General features: G+C 46.5%; 18 protein-coding genes, 1 pseudogene and 1 riboswitch. Of the genes and pseudogenes, 13 read left to right on the plus strand and 6 right to left on the minus strand.

Annotated elements, in window-relative coordinates:
- Nucleotides 1–188: 188 nt before the first annotated feature.
- The 3 genes and pseudogenes from L5M29_RS08455 (at nucleotide 189) to L5M29_RS08465 (ending at nucleotide 2,558) form a co-directional block, all read left to right on the plus strand.
- Nucleotides 189–981: pseudogene (locus L5M29_RS08455) on the plus strand (tRNA (adenine(22)-N(1))-methyltransferase).
- Between the two features lie 292 nt (nucleotides 982–1,273).
- Entirely contained in the window at nucleotides 1,274–1,804 is a 531-nt protein-coding gene (locus L5M29_RS08460; RefSeq protein ID WP_263167303.1) for an NUDIX hydrolase, read from the plus strand.
- Nucleotides 1,805–1,997: 193 nt separating this feature from the next.
- Entirely contained in the window at nucleotides 1,998–2,558 is a 561-nt protein-coding gene (locus tag L5M29_RS08465; protein ID WP_411569040.1) for a tRNA-uridine aminocarboxypropyltransferase, read from the plus strand.
- Between the two features lie 55 nt (nucleotides 2,559–2,613).
- Here the strand turns inward: L5M29_RS08465 and L5M29_RS08470 are convergent, their stop codons facing one another.
- Nucleotides 2,614–2,760 (minus strand): pentapeptide repeat-containing protein, encoded by a 147-nt coding sequence (locus L5M29_RS08470; protein WP_263167305.1) that lies wholly within the window; start codon nucleotides 2,758–2,760, stop codon nucleotides 2,614–2,616.
- Nucleotides 2,736–3,419 (minus strand): PAQR family membrane homeostasis protein TrhA, encoded by a 684-nt coding sequence (gene trhA / locus L5M29_RS08475; RefSeq protein WP_263167306.1) that lies wholly within the window; start codon nucleotides 3,417–3,419, stop codon nucleotides 2,736–2,738. Before trhA ends, L5M29_RS08470 begins: the two co-directional genes overlap by 25 nt.
- A 494-nt stretch (nucleotides 3,420–3,913) precedes the next feature.
- Here trhA and L5M29_RS08480 point away from each other — a divergent pair, with 494 nt between their 5' ends.
- The 9 genes from L5M29_RS08480 (at nucleotide 3,914) to L5M29_RS08520 (ending at nucleotide 15,353) form a co-directional block, all read left to right on the plus strand.
- Nucleotides 3,914–5,266, plus strand: a complete 1,353-nt coding sequence (locus tag L5M29_RS08480) for a hypothetical protein (RefSeq protein WP_263167307.1) — start codon at nucleotides 3,914–3,916, stop codon at nucleotides 5,264–5,266.
- A 166-nt stretch (nucleotides 5,267–5,432) separates the two neighbouring features.
- Nucleotides 5,433–5,531, plus strand: a riboswitch (TPP riboswitch).
- 201 nt (nucleotides 5,532–5,732) lie between these two features.
- Nucleotides 5,733–7,838, plus strand: coding sequence for a phosphomethylpyrimidine synthase ThiC (gene thiC, locus L5M29_RS08485; protein WP_263167309.1), 2,106 nt, complete (start codon nucleotides 5,733–5,735; stop codon nucleotides 7,836–7,838).
- Between the two features lie 2 nt (nucleotides 7,839–7,840).
- Entirely contained in the window at nucleotides 7,841–9,793 is a 1,953-nt protein-coding gene (locus L5M29_RS08490) for a bifunctional hydroxymethylpyrimidine kinase/phosphomethylpyrimidine kinase (RefSeq protein WP_263167411.1), read from the plus strand.
- Nucleotides 9,786–10,688, plus strand: coding sequence for a HesA/MoeB/ThiF family protein (locus L5M29_RS08495; protein ID WP_263167311.1), 903 nt, complete (start codon nucleotides 9,786–9,788; stop codon nucleotides 10,686–10,688). The genes L5M29_RS08490 and L5M29_RS08495 overlap by 8 nt, the downstream gene beginning before the upstream one ends.
- Nucleotide 10,689: 1 nt before the next feature.
- Nucleotides 10,690–10,893: a sulfur carrier protein ThiS gene (gene thiS, locus L5M29_RS08500; RefSeq protein WP_131524081.1), complete on the plus strand. Its 204-nt coding sequence runs from the start codon at nucleotides 10,690–10,692 to the stop codon at nucleotides 10,891–10,893.
- Nucleotide 10,894: 1 nt separating this feature from the next.
- Nucleotides 10,895–11,659, plus strand: a complete 765-nt coding sequence (locus L5M29_RS08505; protein WP_263167312.1) for a thiazole synthase — start codon at nucleotides 10,895–10,897, stop codon at nucleotides 11,657–11,659.
- Nucleotides 11,656–12,771, plus strand: a complete 1,116-nt coding sequence (gene thiH, locus L5M29_RS08510) for a 2-iminoacetate synthase ThiH (protein WP_113940373.1) — start codon at nucleotides 11,656–11,658, stop codon at nucleotides 12,769–12,771. Before L5M29_RS08505 ends, thiH begins: the two co-directional genes overlap by 4 nt.
- Nucleotides 12,772–12,873: 102 nt before the next feature.
- On the plus strand, nucleotides 12,874–13,137 hold the full coding sequence (locus L5M29_RS08515) for a chemotaxis protein (RefSeq protein WP_113940374.1): 264 nt from the start codon (nucleotides 12,874–12,876) through the stop codon (nucleotides 13,135–13,137).
- A gap of 5 nt (nucleotides 13,138–13,142) precedes the next feature.
- Complete coding sequence (locus tag L5M29_RS08520; RefSeq protein WP_263167317.1) at nucleotides 13,143–15,353, plus strand: putative metalloprotease CJM1_0395 family protein; 2,211 nt, start codon at nucleotides 13,143–13,145, stop codon at nucleotides 15,351–15,353.
- Nucleotides 15,354–15,500: 147 nt separating this feature from the next.
- On the opposite strand, the gene L5M29_RS08525 is transcribed toward L5M29_RS08520, so the two are convergent.
- From L5M29_RS08525 to cmoA, 4 genes are all read right to left on the minus strand, one after another.
- Nucleotides 15,501–16,409: a LysR family transcriptional regulator gene (locus tag L5M29_RS08525; RefSeq protein WP_028759846.1), complete on the minus strand. Its 909-nt coding sequence runs from the start codon at nucleotides 16,407–16,409 to the stop codon at nucleotides 15,501–15,503.
- Between the two features lie 203 nt (nucleotides 16,410–16,612).
- Nucleotides 16,613–18,475, minus strand: coding sequence for a M3 family metallopeptidase (locus L5M29_RS08530; RefSeq protein ID WP_263167319.1), 1,863 nt, complete (start codon nucleotides 18,473–18,475; stop codon nucleotides 16,613–16,615).
- 295 nt (nucleotides 18,476–18,770) lie between these two features.
- The gene (gene cmoB, locus L5M29_RS08535; RefSeq protein WP_263167321.1) at nucleotides 18,771–19,763 is read right to left on the minus strand and encodes a tRNA 5-methoxyuridine(34)/uridine 5-oxyacetic acid(34) synthase CmoB; all 993 of its coding nucleotides are present in this window, start codon (nucleotides 19,761–19,763) and stop codon (nucleotides 18,771–18,773) included.
- Nucleotides 19,760–20,491 carry a carboxy-S-adenosyl-L-methionine synthase CmoA gene (cmoA, locus tag L5M29_RS08540; protein WP_263167323.1) on the minus strand — a complete coding sequence of 244 codons (732 nt, stop codon included), beginning with the start codon at nucleotides 20,489–20,491 and terminating at the stop codon, nucleotides 19,760–19,762. The genes cmoB and cmoA overlap by 4 nt, the downstream gene beginning before the upstream one ends.
- 150 nt (nucleotides 20,492–20,641) lie before the next feature.
- Here cmoA and L5M29_RS08545 point away from each other — a divergent pair, with 150 nt between their 5' ends.
- Nucleotides 20,642–23,452 carry a transporter substrate-binding domain-containing protein gene (locus tag L5M29_RS08545; protein ID WP_263167324.1) on the plus strand — a complete coding sequence of 937 codons (2,811 nt, stop codon included), beginning with the start codon at nucleotides 20,642–20,644 and terminating at the stop codon, nucleotides 23,450–23,452.
- Nucleotides 23,453–23,457 lie beyond the last annotated feature (5 nt).

Raw genomic sequence — 23,457 nt, forward strand, 5'->3', positions numbered from 1 at the left:
ACATTAAGGCGTGGCGTAACAGACGTGACGGAAGCACTGCGAGGGCACGAACAAAAGATGTGGTTTGCTTTTGACTCGGGTAAAATGCGCGCTTTCTTTTTGCTTAAAAATGCAATTTAGCGTGGGATTTAGCGTGGGATTTACAGTGGGATTTACAGTATTTGGAGCCGCAGCAGTAAGGTCAAACCGTGAAAATTAGCCAACGTTTACAACAGATAAACAGCATGATCACTGGTCATTACGATCATATTTGGGATTGCTGCTGCGATCATGGTTTGCTTGGTATGCTGTTGCTAGAAAGGAGCGCTGCCCGCCACGTACATTTTGTTGATTGTGTGCCTTCGCTAATGCAGGCGCTTGAACTGCGTTTACAACGTTTCTTTCCCGCTGACATATCAGGCCTAAATCCAAACTTAGCGCCACACTCAGATCCAGACTTAAACCCAGACATAGACCCACACTTAAGTTGTCATACACAGTGGCAAGTGCATTGCCTCGATGTCGCGGCTTTACCGCTCGAGCAAACCAGTGACAAAGATAAACAGTTGATTATCATCGCTGGCGTGGGTGGTGAAATACTGGTGGACTTAGTGCGGGCAATTCTAGCGCAACACCCACTGCGGCCCCTCGAATTTATTTTGTGTCCCGTGCATCATAATTACTATGTCAGGCAATCACTTTCGGCCTTAGGGCTAGGGCTCAAGTCGGAACTCTTATTGGAAGAGAATCAACGTTTCTACGAAATCCTCCATGTCAGTACAATCGCAGCTCCAAATGGTCTATCTATCACTGCTACGGGGTCGTTAATGTGGCAGATGTTAGATGAAGCAAACCTGCCGCGAGCACAACGCTACCTGTCGCAGGTGATTGGCCATTACCAACGCATGCCGGCGCACAAGCAAACTTCTGAAATTATTTACGCCTATCAGCAGCAATTGGCCCAGCTCTTGAGTGAGTATGAGTGAGCTTGAATGTTCTTGAGCATTTTTGCCGCTTGGGGATTACGTTGAGAACTAAGATGAGAACCAAAGATGAGCACCAAAGATGAGCACCAAAGATGAGGATCAGGCGAAAGAGCTGATGCATCGCGATCTTAACATCATGGGCAAAACGATTTTAGCTTAAGCCTTTAATAATCAAGAGTCTAATCGCTAAAACCTATCAATCACTCGGACTGGACTGAGTGTGATTATTGCCTCTGCTACAGTTTTTGATCTGCATTTGGCACATTTTCGTTTATGCTGCGACTCCTTTTCGGCAAATGGCTACGACTATGCGTTTATTGAGAACCACCCAAGATCCTGCGGTTAACCTACAGACGGCACGCGTTTTTTATCGCAGAGCTGCCCGCGCGATAGTGTTATCGGGTGAAGACATTTTGCTACTTTATACCCAAAAATACCGCGACTACAGCTTACCCGGAGGCGGAATTGACGATGGCGAGAGTCTCGAAGATGGACTGATCCGCGAGCTTCAGGAAGAAACCGGCGCCCTAGACATTCAAGTGTTAGCCCCCTTTGGTCGTTACGAAGAGTTTCGACCTTGGTACCGTGAGGGAGCGAACGTGGTGCACATGGAGTCATTCTGTTATGTGTGCCGTATCGACACCACCTTGGGCGAGCGTGGTTTAGGTGAGACTCGATTAGAAGCCCATGAGATAAAAAATGGCATGCGGCCTCAATGGCTCAATATTCATCAAGCAATCGCCCATAATGAAGATATTCAGCGTAATCATCCCCATAAAGGCCAATCAATAGAGCGTGAAACTTTTCTGCTAAAACAGATAGCGCTGGAATTCTTGTAAGTTTTATTACTTTAAAATCATGTGTTTAATGTGTGATTTTATTTCACACATAACTGAGTGAGCAGGGTTTGGTTAGCGATTAAACGCCGTTATTTCAACGTGCTCTTTTTAGCTGATACTGCTTCGAGCCTGTTCCTAACATCGCTAGATGTTTAATGTCATTTCTCATTCTTTTGACGCAGCAAGGAAGGCAATGCAGATTATTTTATTGACCCACGAGCGCGAGTTAACCCGCAAAACGAATACTGGCCAACTCGCGTTAGCCACATTCCCTGAAGAGGTGAAAAGCATCGTCTGGTCGAGAACGGCACCTGATAACGATTTAGTGGCTATGTTGGCATCGCAGCAGGCTAAACTGTTGTTTCCAGCAAGTGATACTGAGCACACTGGGCCCATTGATCATAATGCCTTAGATACGGTTTTAGCTGAGCCAGTGCTCTCGAACGCCCAAGCCTTGTTAGCGCCTGCACATTCTACACTCATAGCAGCACAACGAATGCCTAACCAAGTGGTGATTTTAGATGCAACTTGGCAGGAGGCGCGTAAGATGCTGCGCCAGAGTCCCTATCTTAAAACGGCTGCACGGATCAGTTTGCCACCTATGCCTGAATCCACTTTTATATTACGACGTAATCAGCAAGAAGGGGGCTTGTGCACCGCAGAATGCATTATTGCACTTTGGCGCCAGTGTGGAAGAGCAGAACAAGCGACGGCATTAGCGTCGCTGTTTACTGAGTTGAATAGCCGTACTTGATTGTGAGTGTTAAGAGAACGTCTACGAAAGTGCTTGAATAGATAATTAACGACTTTTAACTTTGACCCACAGAGAAATCACCATCTGTTAAGTCATAGTCATTTAAATTAGAGCCAGTTAAATCACCATCAGTTAAATCACCATCAGTTAAATCACCATCAGTTAAATCATAATCATTTAAATAACAGTCAGATATATACACAGAAAGTGACTCATGGCACCGCCAAGCACAAACAAATGCCAAATGGCATGGTTAAATGGAATGCGTTTCCCGACGTAGAACACAACACCTAAAGTGTAAAATAAGCCACCTAAGATCAATAGATTAAACCCCAGTTCCGACATTGCCGCCGTTAAATCCCCCATCACAGTGACACATAACCAACCCATGGCGAGATACAAGACTAAACTTAACTTTTTGAATTTGTGTATAAATAGCGTCTTAAATAGGATCCCACCAATCGCAAGCGACCAAATCGCCGTTAAAATCACTATCGATTGCGTCCCCTGTAAGCCTATCAGCATCAAAGGTGTGTAAGTTCCTGCAATCAAACAGTAAATTGCGCAGTGATCGGCGATCTTAAGTTTATGTTTCCAGCCCGAATGGCTAACGCTGTGGTATAAGGTCGAGCATAAAAAAAGCACTATGATGCTCGCACCATAAATGGTTACGCCCGTAAGTTGAATTGGCGTTAGGTGATCTTGACCTTTAAGCAGCATGAGCACCAATGCCACAATCCCCGCAATGACACCTAGGCCATGGGATACACTGTTAGCGATCTCTTCTTTGATACTATATGGTCCAGATTTTACCGGGTTTTTAACTGTGTTTGGCTGTTCGGTAACACTTTGACTCGACATGGTAGATACACACTCGTAAATGATAATGACTGAGTCTATCAGTTAGAAAAATAAATCACCATATTTAAGCGTACACTTGTAAGCTTAAATTTATGGTTGGCTTCTATTTTTCATCTTTTAGATTTTTAACGCCGTCTTGCACTCCCATCAGCGCATCGCATTGATGATGCTACTCGCTTCAAAACGTGAGATTTAACATTCAATTTAGCGCGATTATGATCCCAATTCCCAGCCTTATTTGTCTTAACTGGCAAGTGACTTATCAAGCACTAGCGTAAAGTGCTGTGCTTGTAGCAGGTTGCATTCGCATTGAACTTTGCTCTGTTTGCCTCCTCTAATCTGCGTTGAGCACTCGTAAGTAAATACAATCAATAGATAATTCGCTTTCAATATTCACCAACCCGATATTGGATTGATATTGAATTAGAGTGTAATCGTTCCACGTTAAGCATCATTGAAATCAATGGATACTATACAAAACCTAAGGATGGATTTTGCCTTTTCAACATCAACCCAAGGCCGCGCCTTTATTGACAGCATCTCCTACAGCGATAGCGATTGGAGATGATGCCAATAGTGCTTTGCTGATTTCGGTCACATCGCCAGAAGGTGAGACTTTTATCGCCTTTGATCATCACCTCGGTGAACTGGATGCTGCTCAAACGCCTGTTTTTACTACTAATGCGGAGCCATTAGCGTTCAATAGCGGTGTAGGCCGTTTAGTCACTGAGCATGACACTCAAGCTATATATCAAGAGCAAGCCCAAGATGTCGTACTGCAAGAAATCCATGCTGAACATCAAGATAAATTGGTTCCTAAGTCTGAATCCAAACCTGAACTGTCTGGGACGATACAAACTAGTGCTCAAGGATTGGGGTTACGTACTCGTCAGCCATATTTCAAAGGATTAAGTCTGTTATTTTTTGTAATCTTAGTGCATATGTGTTTATTTTTATTTATCTGCATGTTGTGGCGCCCGCAGTTAAATCCCTTTGGATTGAAAGAAGTAGAAAGCCGTGGTCCTAAAGTGGCAGCGATCAAGGCATACTTTATTTATGCTCCCGCGGTAGAGAAAGCCGAAACCTCAGAGTCCGAAACTGAGATAAGGGCCGAGGATAAGACTGAAGCGACAAGTTCTGTTACGCCTGCAACTGTTCCCACGCCTCCAACTCAAGTTAAGCCTCTGCCAATACTTGAAAAGGTCATGCCTGAAACAATAGCACCCGAAAAGGCCGTCTCTGAAAAAGTAGAGTCAGAAAAAGTGAACCCAGATACGGTTAAACCGAACATCACTCAATCGATCCAATCTCAATCAAAGAAAACTCAATCAATTGCCCCAAGTGATGAACAACCCACTGAAACGATGGCAACAAAACCAACGAATACGCTTGATACCACAGAAATAAAGCCGCAGCTTGGCGCTAAGAGTTCACCCGCAGCAGAAGGTGAGAGCACAATAGCGACAAGCTCAAGCATGAGTTTATTCACCCAGCAATATTTTGAACGTCAGCGCGAGCAAGCGCTCGATGCTCTCGTCATTGAACAGGCCGATAAGTTCACCCGGAAATCGAATATGAGTGAAATGAGCCCAGAGATGGAGGTGCTATTTGTCCCTAATGCCGATGATTTCGGTGGCACAACGAGTCTAGATTTACCCTTAGACCCAAATCGTATTGTGCGTAAAGGGGATACTTGTTATCGCGTGGTACAAGTCGGCACTCAAGTTAATCCTAACGCCGAAAATTTAGGTTTTCCCATTAACTGCAGTGGCAAAAAAATCAATCAAGCTATTGATGATGCCATTCAATCTCGATTAAACAAAATGATGCTCAAACCCCATAAATAGTGACTTTTTTTATGATTTATTTTCATGCTAATTATAGCTTTTTTAGTTTAATTTTATTTAATCAATTAAAAACAATTAATTATGAATCTTTATTTTGGATTGGTGGTTAAGGTTTTTAATTGCTTTTTTCCTTGTTTGTTGCTGCCGCTTCTGTCTATACTGCGCACTCATCTTGTCGGAGTGCCTCTTGGCTGAGACCGTTTATTCGGGATCCGTTGAACCTGATCAGGTTAAAACCTGCGAAGGAAACAAGCGTAATAACACACATTAAATCGCCAAAATAGACAGCTTGAACACCTGTTAACTCAGCAGTGTTTTAAGCCTTAATGTTTAGATTTAATTGTTATTGAGCAGGGTAACTCAATTTTTGAAGCCAGTGTTGGTCACAAAAATTGATTGCCATGCCCAGCTATCAACAACTCAATTCTCCAGACAAGCAACTCTATTTTTTAACGTGAGATTGCTTATGTCCAGTTCAAACCCAAACCCAGCTGTAGCTGCCAGTGCGATAGAAATCACAGCGCCAGAATCGACAATCCCTAATAAATCGACTGAGTCTAGTCAATCAATCGTGCCTCAGGCGCCGAGTCGCCGCGAAACCCGTGCGCAGGCCCAAGCCTTTATCGATACGCTAGCGCCACTGCAACATCCTAATTCACAAAAGATTTACCTCGAAGGCTCTAGTGCCGATATTCGCGTTGGTATGCGACAAATTATGCAGACGGATACGCTGGTGGGCGGTACAGATGATGCGCCTATCATGGAAAAAAATCCGCCAATCCGCGTGTATGATTGCGCCGGACCTTATTCCGATCCTGAGGCCGACATCAATGTGCGCCTCGGCCTTGGTAAATTAAGACAAAACTGGATCCTAGCCCGCAACGATACAGAGCAATTACCCTGCGCTACATCGGATTTTACCCAACAAAGGCTCGCCGATGACGGTTTAGACCATCTGCGTTTTGAGGCGGGTTCGAGTGCGATTGTCCGCCCACGCAGAGCGCTGCAGGGCAAACGCGTCAGTCAATTACACTATGCCCGTCAAGGGATTATCACTCCCGAAATGGAATATGTGGCGATCCGCGAGAATATGGCTCTCGCCGAAGTACAGGATGAAATCCTCAATCGTAAAGCCAAGGGCGAAGCCTTTGGTGCCTTAGTTGGTGAACCGATTACCGCCGAATTTGTCCGCGCCGAAGTTGCCCGTGGCCGCGCGATTATTCCGCTGAATATTAACCATCCCGAAGCCGAACCTATGATCATCGGGCGTAATTTTCTGGTGAAAGTGAACGCCAATATCGGTAATTCTGCGGTGACGTCTTCCATCGAGGAAGAAGTGGAAAAGCTCGTCTGGTCTACCCGTTGGGGCGCGGATACTGTCATGGATTTATCCACGGGTCGTTATATCCACGAAACCCGCGAGTGGATCATCCGTAACTCGCCAGTGCCCATTGGCACAGTGCCGATTTATCAAGCGCTGGAGAAAGTGAACGGCGTGGCAGAAGATTTAACCTGGGAAGTGTTCCGCGATACCTTAATTGAACAAGCTGAGCAAGGTGTTGATTACTTTACGATTCATGCTGGTGTACTGCTACGTTATGTGCCGATGACGGCTAAACGCGTTACTGGGATCGTTTCCCGCGGTGGTTCAATCATGGCCAAATGGTGCTTGAGCCATCATAAGGAAAACTTCCTCTACAGCCATTTTCGTGAGATCTGTGAGCTTTGCGTCGCCTACGATGTATCCCTGTCCTTAGGTGATGGTATGCGTCCAGGCTCGATTGCCGACGCTAATGATGCCGCCCAGTTTGCAGAGCTTGAAACCTTAGGTGAGCTAGTCAAAATCGCGTGGGAATACGACGTACAAACCATTATCGAAGGGCCGGGACATATCCCGATGCAGCTCATTAAAGAGAACATGGACAAGCAGTTAGTTCACTGCGACGAGGCGCCGTTTTACACCCTTGGCCCACAAATCACCGATATTGCACCTGGGTATGATCATTTCACCTCCGGCATAGGCGCGGCCATGATAGCTTGGTACGGCTGCGCCATGTTGTGTTATGTAACACCAAAAGAACACTTAGGATTACCGAATAAACAAGATGTTAAGCAAGGTTTGATTGCTTATAAGATTGCTGCCCACGCCGCCGATGTGGCCAAAGGTCATCCGAGTGCGCAAATTCGTGATAATGCGCTGGCAAAGGCGCGTTTCGAATTCCGCTGGGAAGATCAATATAATTTAGGACTCGATCCTGAAACCGCGCGTGCTTACCACGATGAATCTTTACCGCAGGAATCGGCTAAAGTCGCGCATTTTTGCTCTATGTGCGGCCCTAAATTTTGTTCGATGAAAATCACCCAAGATGTGCGCGCCTATGCCGCTGGCTTAGAGGCGGCACAAGCGAAGGCGGATCAAGTTGAAGCTGCTGACCAAGCCATGCAAGTCACAGTCAAGACGCCGCAGGAGTTGGAAGCGGCAATGGCGCTAAAATCGGCACAATTTGCTGCTTCGGGCGCCGAGATCTATCACGTGAAAGACAAGCTTGTCGCCGAAGCAGAGGAAGCCTAATGATGCTGGGTATTCATGGGGGTAATTCGCCCATGAATACCGCTCGCCCCGCATTTGTTTGGACCATAGCCGGTTCAGACAGCGGCGGCGGTGCCGGTATTCAGGCGGACTTGGCGACAATTCAAGATTTGGGCTGTCACGGTTGCTGCGTGATCACCACTGTGACGGCGCAAAGCTCAGTAGCAGTCACTTTAGTCGAGCCCGTATCAGCGGCGATGTTAATGGCTCAGCTGACGACTTTGCTTTCAGACTTGCCACCCAAAGCAATTAAAATCGGCTTACTGGCAGATCAAACTCAAGTGGCATTGCTGGCAGATTGGATCGCGAGTTTTAAAATCCACTATCCATCTGTGCCTGTGATTGTCGATCCTGTGATGGTCGCCAGTTGTGGCGATGCATTAGCAGTAGATAACTGTCAGGATATAAAAAGTACGGCTAAATCAGCCTTAGATTTTAGGCCTTTCAAAGGTTTAATCGAACTTATCACGCCCAATGTGCTTGAACTTGGGCGGTTAACTAACAGTGATGTTTCGACCAAATCGCAGTTCGTTGCTGCAGCACAGGCTTTATCCCAGAGTTTAGATTGCAGTGTGCTCGCTAAAGGGGGCGATGTGAGCTTTGGCAGCACTGATATTCTTGATGATACTCATGCTAAAACTCACGATAACACTCATGCTCAAACTCAGGCTAACGTTCATGTTAGCACTCTCGATAGCAACGGCTGGGATCATGGGCTTGCCGAGGATTATCTGGTTTGCCATCACGTGCGCGCGAGCTCTAAACTGCATCAAAATGGGCGTTTCTGGTTGGCAAGCCCGCGGGTTAATACCCGTCATAACCATGGTAGCGGCTGTACTTTGTCATCGGCCATTGCCGCCGTGTTAGCGCAAGGTTTTGTATTGCAAGATGCGGTGGTGGTTGCCAAAGCCTATGTGAGTCAAGGCTTAAGCGCGGCGATTGGTTTAGGGCAAGGTCCAGGGCCGTTGGCCCGTACGGGGTGGCCCAATGACTTGTCCCGCTATGCAAAGATAAGGCTGTGTGATGGCAATTTTATTAGTCATCAACTCAACCAACACCTTGATATTAGAAGTGATTTAGTTGCAACAGTTTTATCTGCAACAGATCAGGCAACCGCTCAGGTAAGAATAGCCTCGACGCTGCCGCAATACATCTTATCCCACGGTTTTAAAATTCTCGATGCTGATCTTGGTGTTTATCCCGTGGTGAGTGATTTAACCATGCTGGAAAGTTTGTTAGTTGCGGGCGTTAAAATCGTGCAGTTACGGATAAAAACCGATACCAGCGGGTCAACTGCTGCAGCGTTAACCGAATCTGATTTAGGTAAGTCTGCGCTAGGTAGATGTGAGTCAGGCAAATCTAAGTCAGGCGAACCTGAGTTAATTGGCTCTGAATTAGAGGCAAAAATTCAAACGGCCATTGCCTTAGGTAAGCATTTTAATGCGCAGCTTTTTATCAATGATCACTGGAAGTTAGCGATAAAATACCATGCCTTTGGGGTACATTTAGGCCAAGAAGATCTCGCCGTTACCGACTTAGCGGCCATCCAAGCCGCGGGGCTCGCGCTAGGTCTATCCAGCCACAGTTATTTTGAGTTGCTACTGGCGCATCAATACTCGCCATCCTACATAGCGCTTGGGCATATATTCTCAACCACGACGAAGCAAATGCCTTCGGCGCCCCAAGGGCTCGCAAAACTTAAACATTATGTGGCGTTACTCCAAGACCACTATCCCTTGGTCGCCATTGGCGGCATCGACTTAGCTAATCTGGCAAAGGTGAAAGCCACTGGGGTCGGCAATATTGCTGTGGTGCGCGCAATAACCGAGGCTCAGGATCCAGTCGCAGCATTTGCAGAGTTGAGCCAAGCTTGGGAGCAATGTAGCTTGTCTGAAGAACTGGCTGTAAAGCATGAGTTGGTTGCTAAGCATGAGTAAAAACCAACCGCTTTCTCACGCAGAGGTTCTTTGCGACGGTACACAAAGCGCTCATACACTCAGTGATTCAGATTTCATGCGTTATTCTCGGCAAGTCTTATTGCCAGAAGTGGGTGAGGCAGGGCAATTGCAATTGGCCGATGCCTGTGTCGCGATTATCGGTCTTGGCGGCTTAGGGCAATTGGCGGCGCAATATTTGGCCTGTGCAGGTGTTGGCAACTTAACCTTAATCGATATGGATAAGGTTGAAGTATCAAATCTGCCAAGACAATTGTTATTCAACGATGCCGACATTGGACTCAATAAGGCCCGAGTTGCCAAGCAAAAGCTCAAAGGCTTAGCGCCACATTGCACTGTTACTGCCCATGAAACAGCATTTAGTACTGAGACATCAGCTCATCACTTCGCTGAGGTTTTACAATTAAAACAACAGGGTAAAAGATTACTTGTGCTTGACTGCACAGATAACTTTGCGACTCGCCAATCTATTAATCGCTGCTGTATCGAAGCTGCTTTGCCTTTAGTCAGTGCATCAATCGCAGCATTTAGCGGTCAATTGTTTGCGGTCGATCAAGTGCAGCTCCCTTCTGGCGGTTGCTATCACTGTATTTTCCCCGCACAGACGAGAGTGTCGCAGAGCTGCAGTACACAAGGTGTACTCGGCCCCAGCGTAGGCGTGATGGCGTCAATGCAATCTTTGGTGGCAATGCAACTCTTGCTGAGTGTGAATAGCTGTGGTGATGAACCGAAAAATGCCTTGTTGGGGCGTTTTTGGCGCTTTGACGCTAAATCGCTTTCATGGACAGCAGCTGCATTAACGCGGGATCCCCATTGTGACGTGTGTTGTCCCAAAGGGGCTTATCTATCATCAAATAAAGATAGTCTTGAGGTTTGATATGATTTTAATTCACATAAACAATATCCCGCAGTCGTTATCTGAACCGACGTCACTCGCGGCGGTGATCCTCGCGCAAGATATAGCCCTCGATTCGGTTGCTATCGTGTTGAATGCTGAGGTGGTTCCGCGCAACCGCTGGCAATCTATTCTCTGCCAACATGAAGATAAATTAGAACTTTTTTCAGCAGTGGCGGGAGGCTAATATGTTAAAGATTGCTGATGTGGAGTTTGAGTCGCGGTTATTTACAGGAACGGGAAAGTTCAGTAATAGCCAAATGATGATCGAGGCGATAATGGCCTCGAAATCGCAATTAGTAACTATTGCGATGAAAAGAATTGATTTTAAAATGGGGCTTGATGATTTACTCACGCCGTTACGTCAAGCGGGTGTACGGCTATTGCCTAACACTTCGGGGGCGAGAAACGCCAAGGAAGCGGTGTTTGCGGCTGAGCTTGCCCGTGAAATGCTGGGAACTCATTGGATTAAGCTCGAAATCCACCCCGATCCTAAGTACCTGATGCCCGATGCAATTGAAACCTTAGCAGCGGCCAAGATTCTCTGTGATAAAGGTTTTATCGTGATGCCCTATGTGCATGCCGATCCTGTGCTCTGTCGCCGCTTGGAAGAGGTGGGCTGCGCTGCTGTTATGCCACTGGCGAGTCCGATTGGCAGTAATCAAGGTTTAGTCACTGAAAGCTTTTTAAAAATCATCATAGAGCAGGCGCGGGTGCCAGTGGTGATTGACGCTGGCATTGGCGCACCTTCACAGGCTGCGCGGGCAATGGAGCTGGGCGCCGATGCTGTGCTCGTCAACACCGCCATCGCCAGCAGCGCGTCGCCGATAGTGATGGCCGAGTGCTTTAAAGAGGCGGTGCAATGCGGCAGACGGGCCTTTGAAGCTGGGCTTGGCCGAGTACAAACGGGCGCGGTACAGACCAGTCCTCTGACAGGATTTTTAAATCAATGAGTTTTGTAGCGGAATTTGCCAACATCCCACGGGATAAACTGTTACTCGATTTGTATTCTTGCACAGCCCAAGATGTCGAACGGGCGTTAGTGAGTCCAGCAGGGGATTTGCGCAGCTTACTGGCCTTGTTATCACCTGCGGCGGAACCTTATATCGAAACCATGGCGCAGCACTCTGCGGCGCTTACGCGGCAGCGATTTGGCGCGAATCTGGGCATGTATTTACCGCTATACGTCTCGAATCTGTGCGCTAATGATTGTGATTACTGTGGCTTTAGCATGAGTAACAAACTCAAACGCAAGACCTTGAATGAGCTGGAGTTGATGGCCGAAATGGCCATTATCAAAGATAGGGGTTTCGATTCTGTTTTACTGGTGTCGGGTGAGCATGAAACTAAGGTTGGTATCGATTATTTCACGCAAATGTTGCCGCTGGTAAAGCAGCAATTTAGCCATGTGGCGATGGAGGTCCAGCCCATGAGTGAGGACCATTATCGCCAGTTAGTCGCGCTAGGTTTAGATGCTGTGATGATTTATCAGGAGACCTATCAACCCGAGACTTATGCTCGTCACCATTCCCGAGGTAAAAAAATGGATTTTACCTATCGTTTAGCAACACCGGACAGAGTTGCGGCGGCGGGCGTTGATAAAATTGGTCTTGGGGTATTACTGGGGCTGGATGATTGGCGTTTAGATGCGTTAATGATGGGATATCATCTCGACTATTTAGAGCGGCGCTATTGGCGCACCCGCTTTAGTATTTCGCTGCCAAGGTTAAGGCCTTGTACTGGCGGGATCACCCCAAAAGTTATGCTATCGGATTTAGGTTTAGTACAAATGATTTGTGCATTTAGACTTTTTAATCATCAGCTTGATATCAGTATGTCGACAAGGGAAAGCCCTGAGCTGAGGGATAATCTTTTGCCACTTGGAATTACTCAAATCAGTGCGGGTAGTTCGACACAACCGGGCGGCTATCAAGCACCCGACAGTCAACTCGATCAATTTGAGATAAGCGATGATCGCAGCGTCGAGCAAGTCATCGAACAGATGCAACGGCAGGGTTTTAATCCCGTATTTAAGGATTGGGAAGCCAATTGGATCACAGGATAAATAAGACCGTAAATAAATGGTGAGAATGCGGATAAAACCTGTACTTTTGCAGGTGATTGGTCAATAATTGACCCATTAATCACAGCGTGCAGGAATACCGTTATGCAAATCCAATCTGCTTATTCATCCGGTCTGCAAGGCTTGCAAAGTGCTCAATCTGGGCTCACTCAAGCAACAATAGATGTGGCTAAACCTACACCGACTCAAAGTGCATCTCCGGCAGAGCCTGCCAGAGATGTTGCTCAGCCCGATAAAACCTCGGCATTATTGGCGGCAAATGAGTCATTAAGACAAGGTGAAGCCTCTACAGAGGTGATTGAAACTGATTCTGAAACGATAGGTTCGATCATTAATATTAAGGTGTAAATATCATGTCGGTTGTGGCGCTATCACCTAAGGTTGGAGCGCCATCCTCTTCATTTTCGGCACATGATAAGACGCTAAACTCGAATCTAAGCCAGACTCAAAGCCAGAGCCTAATCCAGAGTCAAGCTAATAGCACTTATCAAGGAGCCAGCGCTCAAGCAGGCTCCGCAAAACTTGAAGCGAGTGGTGTCCATGAACTACAGGTAACTGGAACTTCATTTGCTCCAGTTCAAGCCACGCCTATTACTTCATTAGCTGCTAACGTTTCCCAATATCTCCACTCATCACCGAATGTGTCTTTTGCTGCTTCTAGTGCTGTTTCATCAACTGCTGCATCTGTACTTCCTGTACTGAATGGTGCAAGCCAAGCACCCAAGATCGATCCTTTTTCCGTACCAACGCCAAGGAGCAATCCTCAGGTAAATACGTTAAATGATCGAGCTAGCTTACATGCCGATGCGAGTTTTAGTTTGTTAACAGGACCAAGATCCATTTCTGGTGTACGCGGGGGACAGATTGCGGCACCTATTTCTACTCAGGTATTTTCGCCAGTCGCGGGTACGAGTAATAGCGGACTTGGGGTAAATTCCTTGGCTACAATAAGTCCAAATCTCAGTGTAACGAGCAATATTCCCGTTGATATTTTTACGCCTCTGAGTCCATCAATTGGCACTACTGGTACTGATATTCCTGCTTTCAATCCATCTAGCACGGGTGATGTTTCTCCAATAATGCCTGATTTAGCTGCAGTGTTTGGACCACAAACTGTCTTTACTGGATCTGCGTTACTTGATCCCACTGCGTCCGATTCTGTAATCAACAGTGCTGTAAATAAGAGTATAGCAACGAGTGCAGGTCCTGTTGGTCAGTCAAACCCTGCGCAAGCCGTAGATCAATCAGCTAGCAATGATGTTGCTCAACCGACTGTGTTAGAGCAATTTACTCAAGTTTTCGGTGAAGCTCAGGCTCAAGCTGGTCCTGTAGATGCTCCTGCGACAGCGTCTAATCCAGATGATAGTCAACAAGTCTTAGCTGCTGTCTTTGCCCCAAATGATAATCAGCTTGAAAAGCAAGTACAGGAAGAAGAATCGCGGAAACAGCAAATAGCAGCAGCGGAAGAGGCAAAGCAGCAATCACTGGTTCAGCAGGCTCAGGAACAAGAGATACAAGCCCAAGAAAATGTACAGGCTCAACAGCAACAGCAAGTCGATGAACTTAAAACTCGAGATTCAGAGGTTAAAGCCCATGAGCATGCCCACGCAACCGTCGGAGGACAATACGCTCAGAGCCCGAGTTTTAAGTATGAAAAGGGTGCTGATGGCCAACGTTACGCCACCGATGGCGAAGTGCAGATTGATGTCTCTCCTGTGGGAGGCGACCCGCTTGCAACGATAAACAAAATGAAGCAAGTTTATGCCGCAGCAATGGCTCCTGTTGACCCGTCATCAGCGGATATCCGTGTTGCCGCGGAAGCCTTGCAAAAAATGAATGAAGCTAAGGTGATGCTGGCAGAGGAGCGACAAAAACAAATTGTTGACTTGCAAACGGCTCAAACATTAATAGACGCGGATGCTCAAATCAAAGAGTTGCCACCGTTAGAAAAACATACACCTGTGGTGACGGGAGATGTTGATGAGTCAGGTAATATTGTTCAGCCCCAAGAGGCTGTATTCACCCCAGCCTCTACTGCGCTTGATAAGCTAAAACAAGCGATCGAAGCGCAAACGGTCAACACGAGAGTCATTGATACGGGTTCGAAAACCTCTTCTGATATCAGTGACTCAGTCACTACATCGACCACAGTGGAAACGATTGAGCCACCGACCGCAACTTTAGCATTTGGAGAAGCTTCAACTTCAGCGGATTTAGCGACGGGTTTTATCTCAAGATCCGATAGTGCTGCAAGCCGTTATTATGCCGCGGTTGCACAAGCCAGTGCTGGACCTTCAGCTCGTGTCGATATGACGTCGCAAGCCAATATTCAGTCTTCGTATCTGGCATCTTCAAATGAGCTCCCTAGCAATTTGCAATCTACGGATGTTTTGTCCGCAAACGATGTAAATGAGCAGTCTTCAAATATCAGTGCTAGCGCGAATACGAATGTGTCTTTGCAGAGCGAGTTATATGTGAAGGATGACCTTTTACAGGAGACGGGATTTATTCAGTCGCAATATTTGGGTGATCAACAAGCGCGCTATGTCGACTTTAGTGTGTAAGATTAGGCTTTAACTATTCCCATGATTCGCTGTTCATCATCTTTTTCGAAACAACTTCTCAGTACCACTAAGAACTAACCATTTAATCAGCAGTTAGCACTTATCGTTTTGCTCACTCGAATTGATAACTCGTTTGGTATCTTGCTGTTAATGACTATTCGTCGTTTCAATTCCATGCTGTTTTAAAATCAAGGAAGCAAGCAGTTTTGATGCAGGCCCTTGTTGATCCCTATTAGGGATAACTAAGCTCAACATGATGCGACGTTTTTGGCTACCCTCAAGATGTAAACGTACTAGATTACCCGAAGCCAATTCTTCTTGGACTAAGAAAGAGGGGATCCAACAGAAACCAATACCTTGATTTAAAATGACTTTAGCTTCATGGAAGTTAGAGACTGTCCAGCGCTGCTCTGCTTTGAGCCAGCCGATATCAATGTTGGATTGTACACCAGTATCTTTAATCACTAACTGTAAATATTGTGCCAATAGTTTATCGTCTTCAATTGTGCCTAAATCAGCGAGTGGATGATTTGGATGACAGACGAGGTAGAGTTCTTGTTCACATAAGGGTTCGGATAAATACCCTTTAGGCGGCACCCCTGCACAGATAGCAATATCGACTTTACTCTGCTGAATGAGCTCTTGAGTGCCGGTGATCACTGAGTCCAGCATTATGATTCGAGTGCCACGACTGTGGGGCAGAAACGCATTGAGGGCGCACACTAAGCTTTCCATCGGATAGATAATTTCACGGGCAATCGTGAGTGTCGGCTCCCACCCTTGTTCGAGATTACTCGCAAGTTGTTCTAACTCATTGACGGCTTGGGTGACATGCCGTGAGCGGCGCAGCAGCACTTCGCCCTGCGGGGTGAGATAGGCTTTACGGCCTTTGACTTCGAGTAGCTCGATACCTAACTGATGCTGTAATTTGGCAACGGCATGGTTAAGTGACGATTGACTCTTGTTGAGTTTTTCGGCCGCTTGGGCGTAGCCGCCAAAATCGACCACCGCTTGCAAAATACGCCATTGTTCTAAGGTAGATTTAGCTCGAGTCATTATAATCTCAAAAAAACGATAGATTGGGGCTTATAGTGGCCACTTCTTACGACTTTTTCAATTAAATATCATAGAGTCAGTCGTTTTCACGACATACAGCTAACTATGTCGCGCTAAGTTATTAAGGTGATAGAGAGGCGAATCATGACGATTAGCTGTGTTTGCGCCCGAGCGAGTCACAAACACATCCTAAGCATTAACACTTAAAACGCACAAGAACCTGTTGCGTCGAAAGCTTGATTGTTGGAGTTGTCAGCATGTTCTGAAGCGGTGCTATTTGAAATTCTTTGGATCAGTGCAGCACTATCAACGGGAGAGCCAATGACCACTTTTAATTGGTCACTGAAGCTTAAAGCGTCTTCATTGATGACTAATACATTGAATAATTTTAGTTTGTCTTGGCAGTTGAATGTGGATTGAGCTATTAGCTGGGCTAGCGATACTTGCCAGAGTGATTGGTAGTAGAGCGGTCCTTCGTTGGCGATAGCATTGAAGCTATAAGGATAATCTTGTGTTTGTGGCCAGTCTTGGCCAAAGCTCGCATTAAACTCCGCACCGAGATCCAGATAGACTTGTGCACTTGAGTTTTGGTAAAAGTTGACTGCAACCTTAGCGCGAAAGACTTTAAGCTGCTTCGAATAAGCTTTAGCCAGTGTTTCACGCTCCTGTAAATAGGTGTGCTCAAATTGCGGAAATAGTTGATGGCGTAGCACTTCAGCTAACCAGAGGCTCGCCACAAAATAGCTATCTTGACTCTGTCCCATGGCATTGTTGAGGTAGAAATGGCTCGCTTTAGCAAGGGAAGTGACAGCCTCTGCGATGGATTCGGTTAATTGCTCAATGTCTTTGTAGTTACTCAGCTGTGGTTTGAGATCCAACGCTTGTTGTCCAAATTGCTGGCCGAGTACACTTTGACGCAATGTTTGCTGTTGACTACCTTGCTGTGGATTTGGGTTGTACGCCACATAGATTTCACCTAACAATCTTTGCTGGTGGTAGACCCTGATGATATGCGGCCGATTGGGATCGGCAGGTATTTTCTCGACCTTAGCGGTTTCTATGGTCTCAAAGTGTAAACCAAACACTTGCAGATAAGTAAAGCTGCGACTCAAGACGTCAGAAGTTTGCCATGTCGGCCCCTTGGCTGATGCTTGTTGTGACAGGGTTCGCCCAATATCCCAGGGAGCCACTTGCAGATCTTGGGTTTGGCTATCAAGAAAAGCTTTGACTAATTCAGGGGACGATAACTGCTGCGAACTAAGCACTAATGCGCTGTAATCGGTAAAGCCTGCAGCAGTGGCGGCTTGTTGGCGCTGCTCAGCAATTCGCTCTAATGCCGTTTGATTGGTTTCACTGGCTCTGACTTGGTAGGCCTGCCATACATTTTGGCGACATACGGCGTTTTCCTGCGTCAGTAAGTAACTGGCGATAGTGCCAGAAAAGTCGCTCTGCTTTGAATTGTCGGGCTTCGGCTCATCACTTTTATCACCTTTTTTATGCAGATGATGTTGCTGCTGAGTCGCTTCGGGTTGGCATTGGCTGTCATTGAAGGCAAGACTAAATTGCTGGCTGCCTAACCCTTGGCCTATGCTGGCTTGCGCTGTATGTAATTTCGCTTTTTCCTCGGCGCTCCAATGCTGTTGTAGTAACTGTTTAAGCTGTTGGCTCAGCAGTATTTGTTCTGTATTGCCTTGGGCTAAGGCGTAGGCGAGTTGGCTAAATTCTGCTTGGCTGAGAAGTTGCGACAGGGTGTCGGCGAGGTGTAACTGGCATTGCAGTAAACCTTCGCGCTCTTCACTCGGTAAGTTAAACCCACGGTAATAGTTGAGTCTGTCGTTGATATTATTAAGCCCTAACATCTGTTGCTCAAAAATAAGCGCGCGCTGGGCCAAGGTTAATTCAGATGCCGTTAAACGCGCATTGGCGAACACAGTCGCGAGATTAATACTTGGCAAACGCAGGCATTGTTCAACTAAAAGGGGAACAGGGCTTGGCGCCGCATAGGCGGCATTCGTAACATAAAGGCTCAAGCCAAACAGGCTAACCAGTAAAGTGGGTTTTAACATGGGTTATGTGTTCTGCATCTGTGATGGAATGAGTTAACTTTGACTTAGTATCCAATTGAGTTAGCTTCAAGTCATTGTTATGCATGAAACCCTGTTCTGTTCTGGATGTCAACGATAAGGGTGGGAGTCGCAAATGTATTGCTATTCAAGGAAGGAGTTACACTGAGCTGCTGAACACTTACATATTCCAGATTAACTAGATGAATGGTGATCTTTCGGCTTTTGATATCAGCCATTACCAACTCAAACCCTGAGGACGCAATGACTGATATTCGCTTACTTCAGACTGAAAAGGTTAGTTTAAATCCTGATTAGGTTGATTTTTCACTGCGATAATCGTGGCACGTTTTGGCGCAGGATAACCTTCAACCGTTTTGGTGATGTCGTTAGGATCTAAGTATTCAACCAGTGACTCGTTAGGCATCCAGTCGGTACGGCGTTGCTCAGCAAGGGCTGTGACATCGGTATCGACACAACGGATATCAGTGAAATCACACTTTTTTAACCATAGCATGAGCGCGGCAACGGACGGAATGAACCATACATTATTCATTTTGCCATATCTATCTTGAGGCACGAGTACGGCATTTTCGTCGCCATCTATCACCAAGGTTTCTAGCACGAGCTCACCACCGGTGCGCAATTGATCACGCAGCTGTAACAAGTGATCGATAGGCGAACGTCTGTGATACAAAACGCCCATGGAGAAAACCGTGTCAAATGCATCGAGCGGTGGCAGCTCTTCAATGCCAAGAGGCAACAAGTGCACAGGATGATGTGTGCCCGCTAAACGTTTGATGGCTTCAAACTGACATAAAAACAACGGCGAAGGGTCGATACCAACGACACGTTTGGCACCTGAGCCCAACATGCGCCACATGTGATAACCACTGCCACAACCGACATCGAGCACAGTGCGGTTTTTCAGCGGCGAAATATGTTGCTTAACGCGGTCCCATTTCCAGTCACTGCGCCATTCGGTATCGATATGGATGCCATGAATGTGGAAGGGGCCTTTACGCCATGGCATAAAAAGGCGCAGCAGGTTTTCTAGCTTCTCTTTTTCACCAGGGCTGAGTTGCTCGCCGCTACCGACGGTCACGCTATCGATAAAATCTATTTGATCTGGTGCAGGATAGTGCAGCTTGTTGAGCACTTTTTCCCACTTTGGCAGGTTGCCGTGTTTATGATCTCGTTGCCACTTGCCTAAAATGCTCGGCAGGGTTTCGAGCCAGTGTTGTAGATTCGAATCGGCGATTTGTTGGTAAAACGAGCTAAAGCTGATCACTTGATGGCCACCATAGAAGCAAAGTTAAAGCATTGGAACCAGAGACTAAAGTGACTAAAGCCTTGGCTGGTGAGTCGTTGTTGATGCGTGGTTAAGGTGTCTGGCTTCATGACATTTTCCAGCGCACTGCGTTTTTGGCTGATCTCAAGTTCGCTGTAACCATTAGCGCGTTTAAAGTCCAAATGTTGCTCTTCCAATAAGGTTTGGATAGGAGCATCTTCGAAGCGAATTTTTTCTGACAGCACTAATATCCCGCCGGGATTCAGACCTTGATAAATCTTTGCTATCAGGGTTTCTCTGTCTTCTGGCGGTAAAAACTGCAATGTAAAATTGAGTACCACCAATGACGCATTTTTAATATCGATATCGCGAATATCACCGCAAACCAGATCGACGTCTGTATCGCTGACATAGGCATTCAGGTTCTCTTGGCAGCGTGCGACCATAGATTCACTGTTATCTACAGCAATAATGCGACATTGGCGGCCTTGGATTTGGCGACGAATACTTAAGGTCGCGGCACCGAGTGAGCAACCCAAATCGTAAATTTGAGTATTTGGCATGACGAAACGATCTGCAAAATCGCCTATGGTATTGATAATTTGCGTATATCCAGGCACTGAGCGGCGGATCATGTCACTGAACACCCCTGCTACACGGTTATCAAACTGGAAATCGCTAATATGCTCGCTCGCTTGAGCGTAGATAGTGTCTTGAGAAACGTTCATCTGAGATTTTTCATGGGAATTCAACTGTGCATTTTAACGAATCAGAGCGATTAGCAGCAAGTCTCATACTGGTAATTTGCGATAAATTTTTGTCTAATACGCCATAGATAACAAAATCGTTACATGTACATCAAGTACTAAGGGCTCAACTTGAAGTTTGTGATCCACTTAATCGTGATCTTATGCAGCTGTTTTTTGAGCATAACAGGGCTGGCAACTCCATTGCCCGACGAGCCATTAATTGTGGTTATGGGTGAAGATAGCTTTCCCTATCAATATGTCGACAACGACGGTGAGCCGACCGGACTACTGGTCGATTTATGGAAAGAGTGGGCGAAACAAAGCCATACCAAAGTGGTTTTTGTGGCGCGCCACTGGCACGAGTCCCTTGATCAACTGCGGCAAGGTAAGGCGCAAGTGCATATCGGCATGGGGAAAACTCCAGAGCGTGAGCAAGAGTTCGACTTTACTGTGCCCATCGCCGATGTTGGTACCTTTTTGTATCTGCATAAATCCCTGCAGGGCAAAAAATCCATTAAAGAACTCATTCCCTTTCAAATTGGTGTGGTGGCGGCTTCATCCCACGAAGCAGAATTGCACCGTATCGAACCTCAGCTCGTGTTTAAACGTTACGAAAGTCGTGAGAAATTACTCGCTGGGGTCGCAGCCGGCGAGATTATGGTGTTTGCGGGCTTAGAAGGTTATTTGAAAGATCCGGCTTCATCCCAAGAGGTTGCCGCGAATTATCCCAATACGGCGCGTATCCAAATTAAGGCGATGCAATTTGTTCCTGCAGTCAAAAAGGGCAATCTCGATTTAGTTGATAGGATCAATAAAGGTTTCACCGCGCTCGATCCGCACTTTATCCAACAAACGGAGCGACGATGGCTTGGCTACCAACGTCAACAAGCTGGGATTGTTATTTCCATGCAACTGGGCGCCGAGCCTTTTGTGGACTTAGGGGCCGATGGTTTACCCCATGGCTTGTATGTGGACATGTGGCAATTGTGGTCCGAGAAAACGGGTATCGCCGTTGATTTTATTTCTGGCGATATGAACTCCAGTGTGGATGATGTTCGTCGTGGTCTCGCCGATGCCCATATAGGTTATCCTGAAAGTGATGATGTTAAAACGGGCCTTACTCAGGCTTGGCATTTATATACAGTGAAGAGTCGACTCTTTCTCTATCAGCAACAGTTAACCGATTTAGACAGCTTAAAAGGTAAACGTATTGGTGTGGTGCCGACAGCGCCTTATTTGGTGGATTTGCGTAAAGCCTTACCCCAAGTGTCACTGCGTTATTACGACAGTATGGATGCCATGGTGGCGGGGGCGAGGTCTGGAGAAGTTGTCGGTTTTATCGCCGCGGGTGCATGGACATCCCATTATTTACTGCTCAATAAAGGCTGGTCTGACTTTAGCCAGTATCCTGATCTCGAATTTAGCACCAACATTTATGTGCTGACCCGTAGCGATGATGCTGGCCTTACACAGAGGATAGCCAATGGGTTTAACAGTATTAGCAATCAAGAATTTGCTGAGATTGAACATAAATGGATGCTCAATCCTAAAGATCATGTTTTTACCCAAGCTGAGCGCCATGTCAGCCTAAGCCCCGCAGAACAGGCCTATGTGGAAAGTGTAGGCGAACTCAAAGTCGGTTATTTAAAGCAATGGCCACCGATGGAGTTTATGGATGAACAGGGTGAGTTTGCGGGGATCAATAGCGATATCGTCAAATTGCTCAAGGAACAACTCAAACTTAAGCTCACGCCCGTTGCCTTTGATGATTGGCATTCGTTAATCGAGGCGTTGCAAAAGGGCGAGGTGAGTTTAGCCGGCAGTGTCGCGCAAACGGCGGAGCGTCAGCAGCGTTTAGCGTTTAGTGAAGCCTATTGGCCATCGCCGTGGGCCTTAGTGTCGCAACTGGAACAAGTCTCGGTTTTTAATATTGCTCAGCTCGCAGGTCAAAGGGTGGCTGTGGTTGAGGGATATCATTTAGTGGCGCAATTGATGAGTCTGGAGCCTTCGCTCAAGTTAGTCATAGTGCCAAATACGCAGGCCGGATTAGCGGCCGTGACGAATGGCAATGCGGATGTGTTTATCGATAAAGTGGTGACTTTAGCTTCTGAGCTTAAAACCAGCCACTATCCGACACTGAAAATGTCGCTGCTCAGTGATCTCGCCGATCAGCATAGTCATATTGGTGTTTATCCTCAATTTGCGCCGCTGGTTCCGCTGATTAACAAAGCCTTAGCCTTGATTGACGCTCAACATCAGCAAAAAATATATACGCGCTGGGTGTCATTTTCTGTGGCGACAGAGAGTGCTAAATATCTGCAATGGCTGCGTTATATCGTGTTTGGCGTGATAATCTTGTGCTTAGTGATGGTGGCTGTTTTGTTAGTGAATCGTCGCTTAAATCGTGAGATCACCCAGCGATTGGTGGCAGAAAAACGTTTGTTGCATGTGGCTAATCATGATGCTTTAACTCAGTTGCCCAATCGTGCCTTACTTGATGACAGACTAACCCAAGCTTTGCTATCTCATCGCAGAGAACAGGCACATTTCGCTTTGTTATTCATCGATCTCGATGGTTTTAAACAAATCAATGACCAACACGGTCATCCCATTGGCGATGAATTACTGGTACTGGTCGCCCAAAAGTTAACCAAGGTTATCCGTGGATCAGATACCGTGGCGCGATTTGGCGGCGATGAGTTTGTTATCCTGCTAAATCGTGTGCAAGATCTCGATGCCGTTACCCAAGTTGCTGATAATATTCTACAGGCACTGTCGAGCCCTTTGCTTATTCAAGGCGTCAGTGTCAGCATAGCCGTTAGTATCGGCGTGGTGATTTACCCCCGCGATGGTGACACAGCGATAGGTTTGTTGAAAAAAGCCGATCAGCTGATGTACCAAGCAAAAAGTAGCGGCGGGCGTTGTTATCGCTCAGCTTGATGTTT

The organism is Shewanella sp. SM95, assembly GCF_025653595.1.
GTDB lineage: Bacteria > Pseudomonadota > Gammaproteobacteria > Enterobacterales > Shewanellaceae > Shewanella > Shewanella oncorhynchi.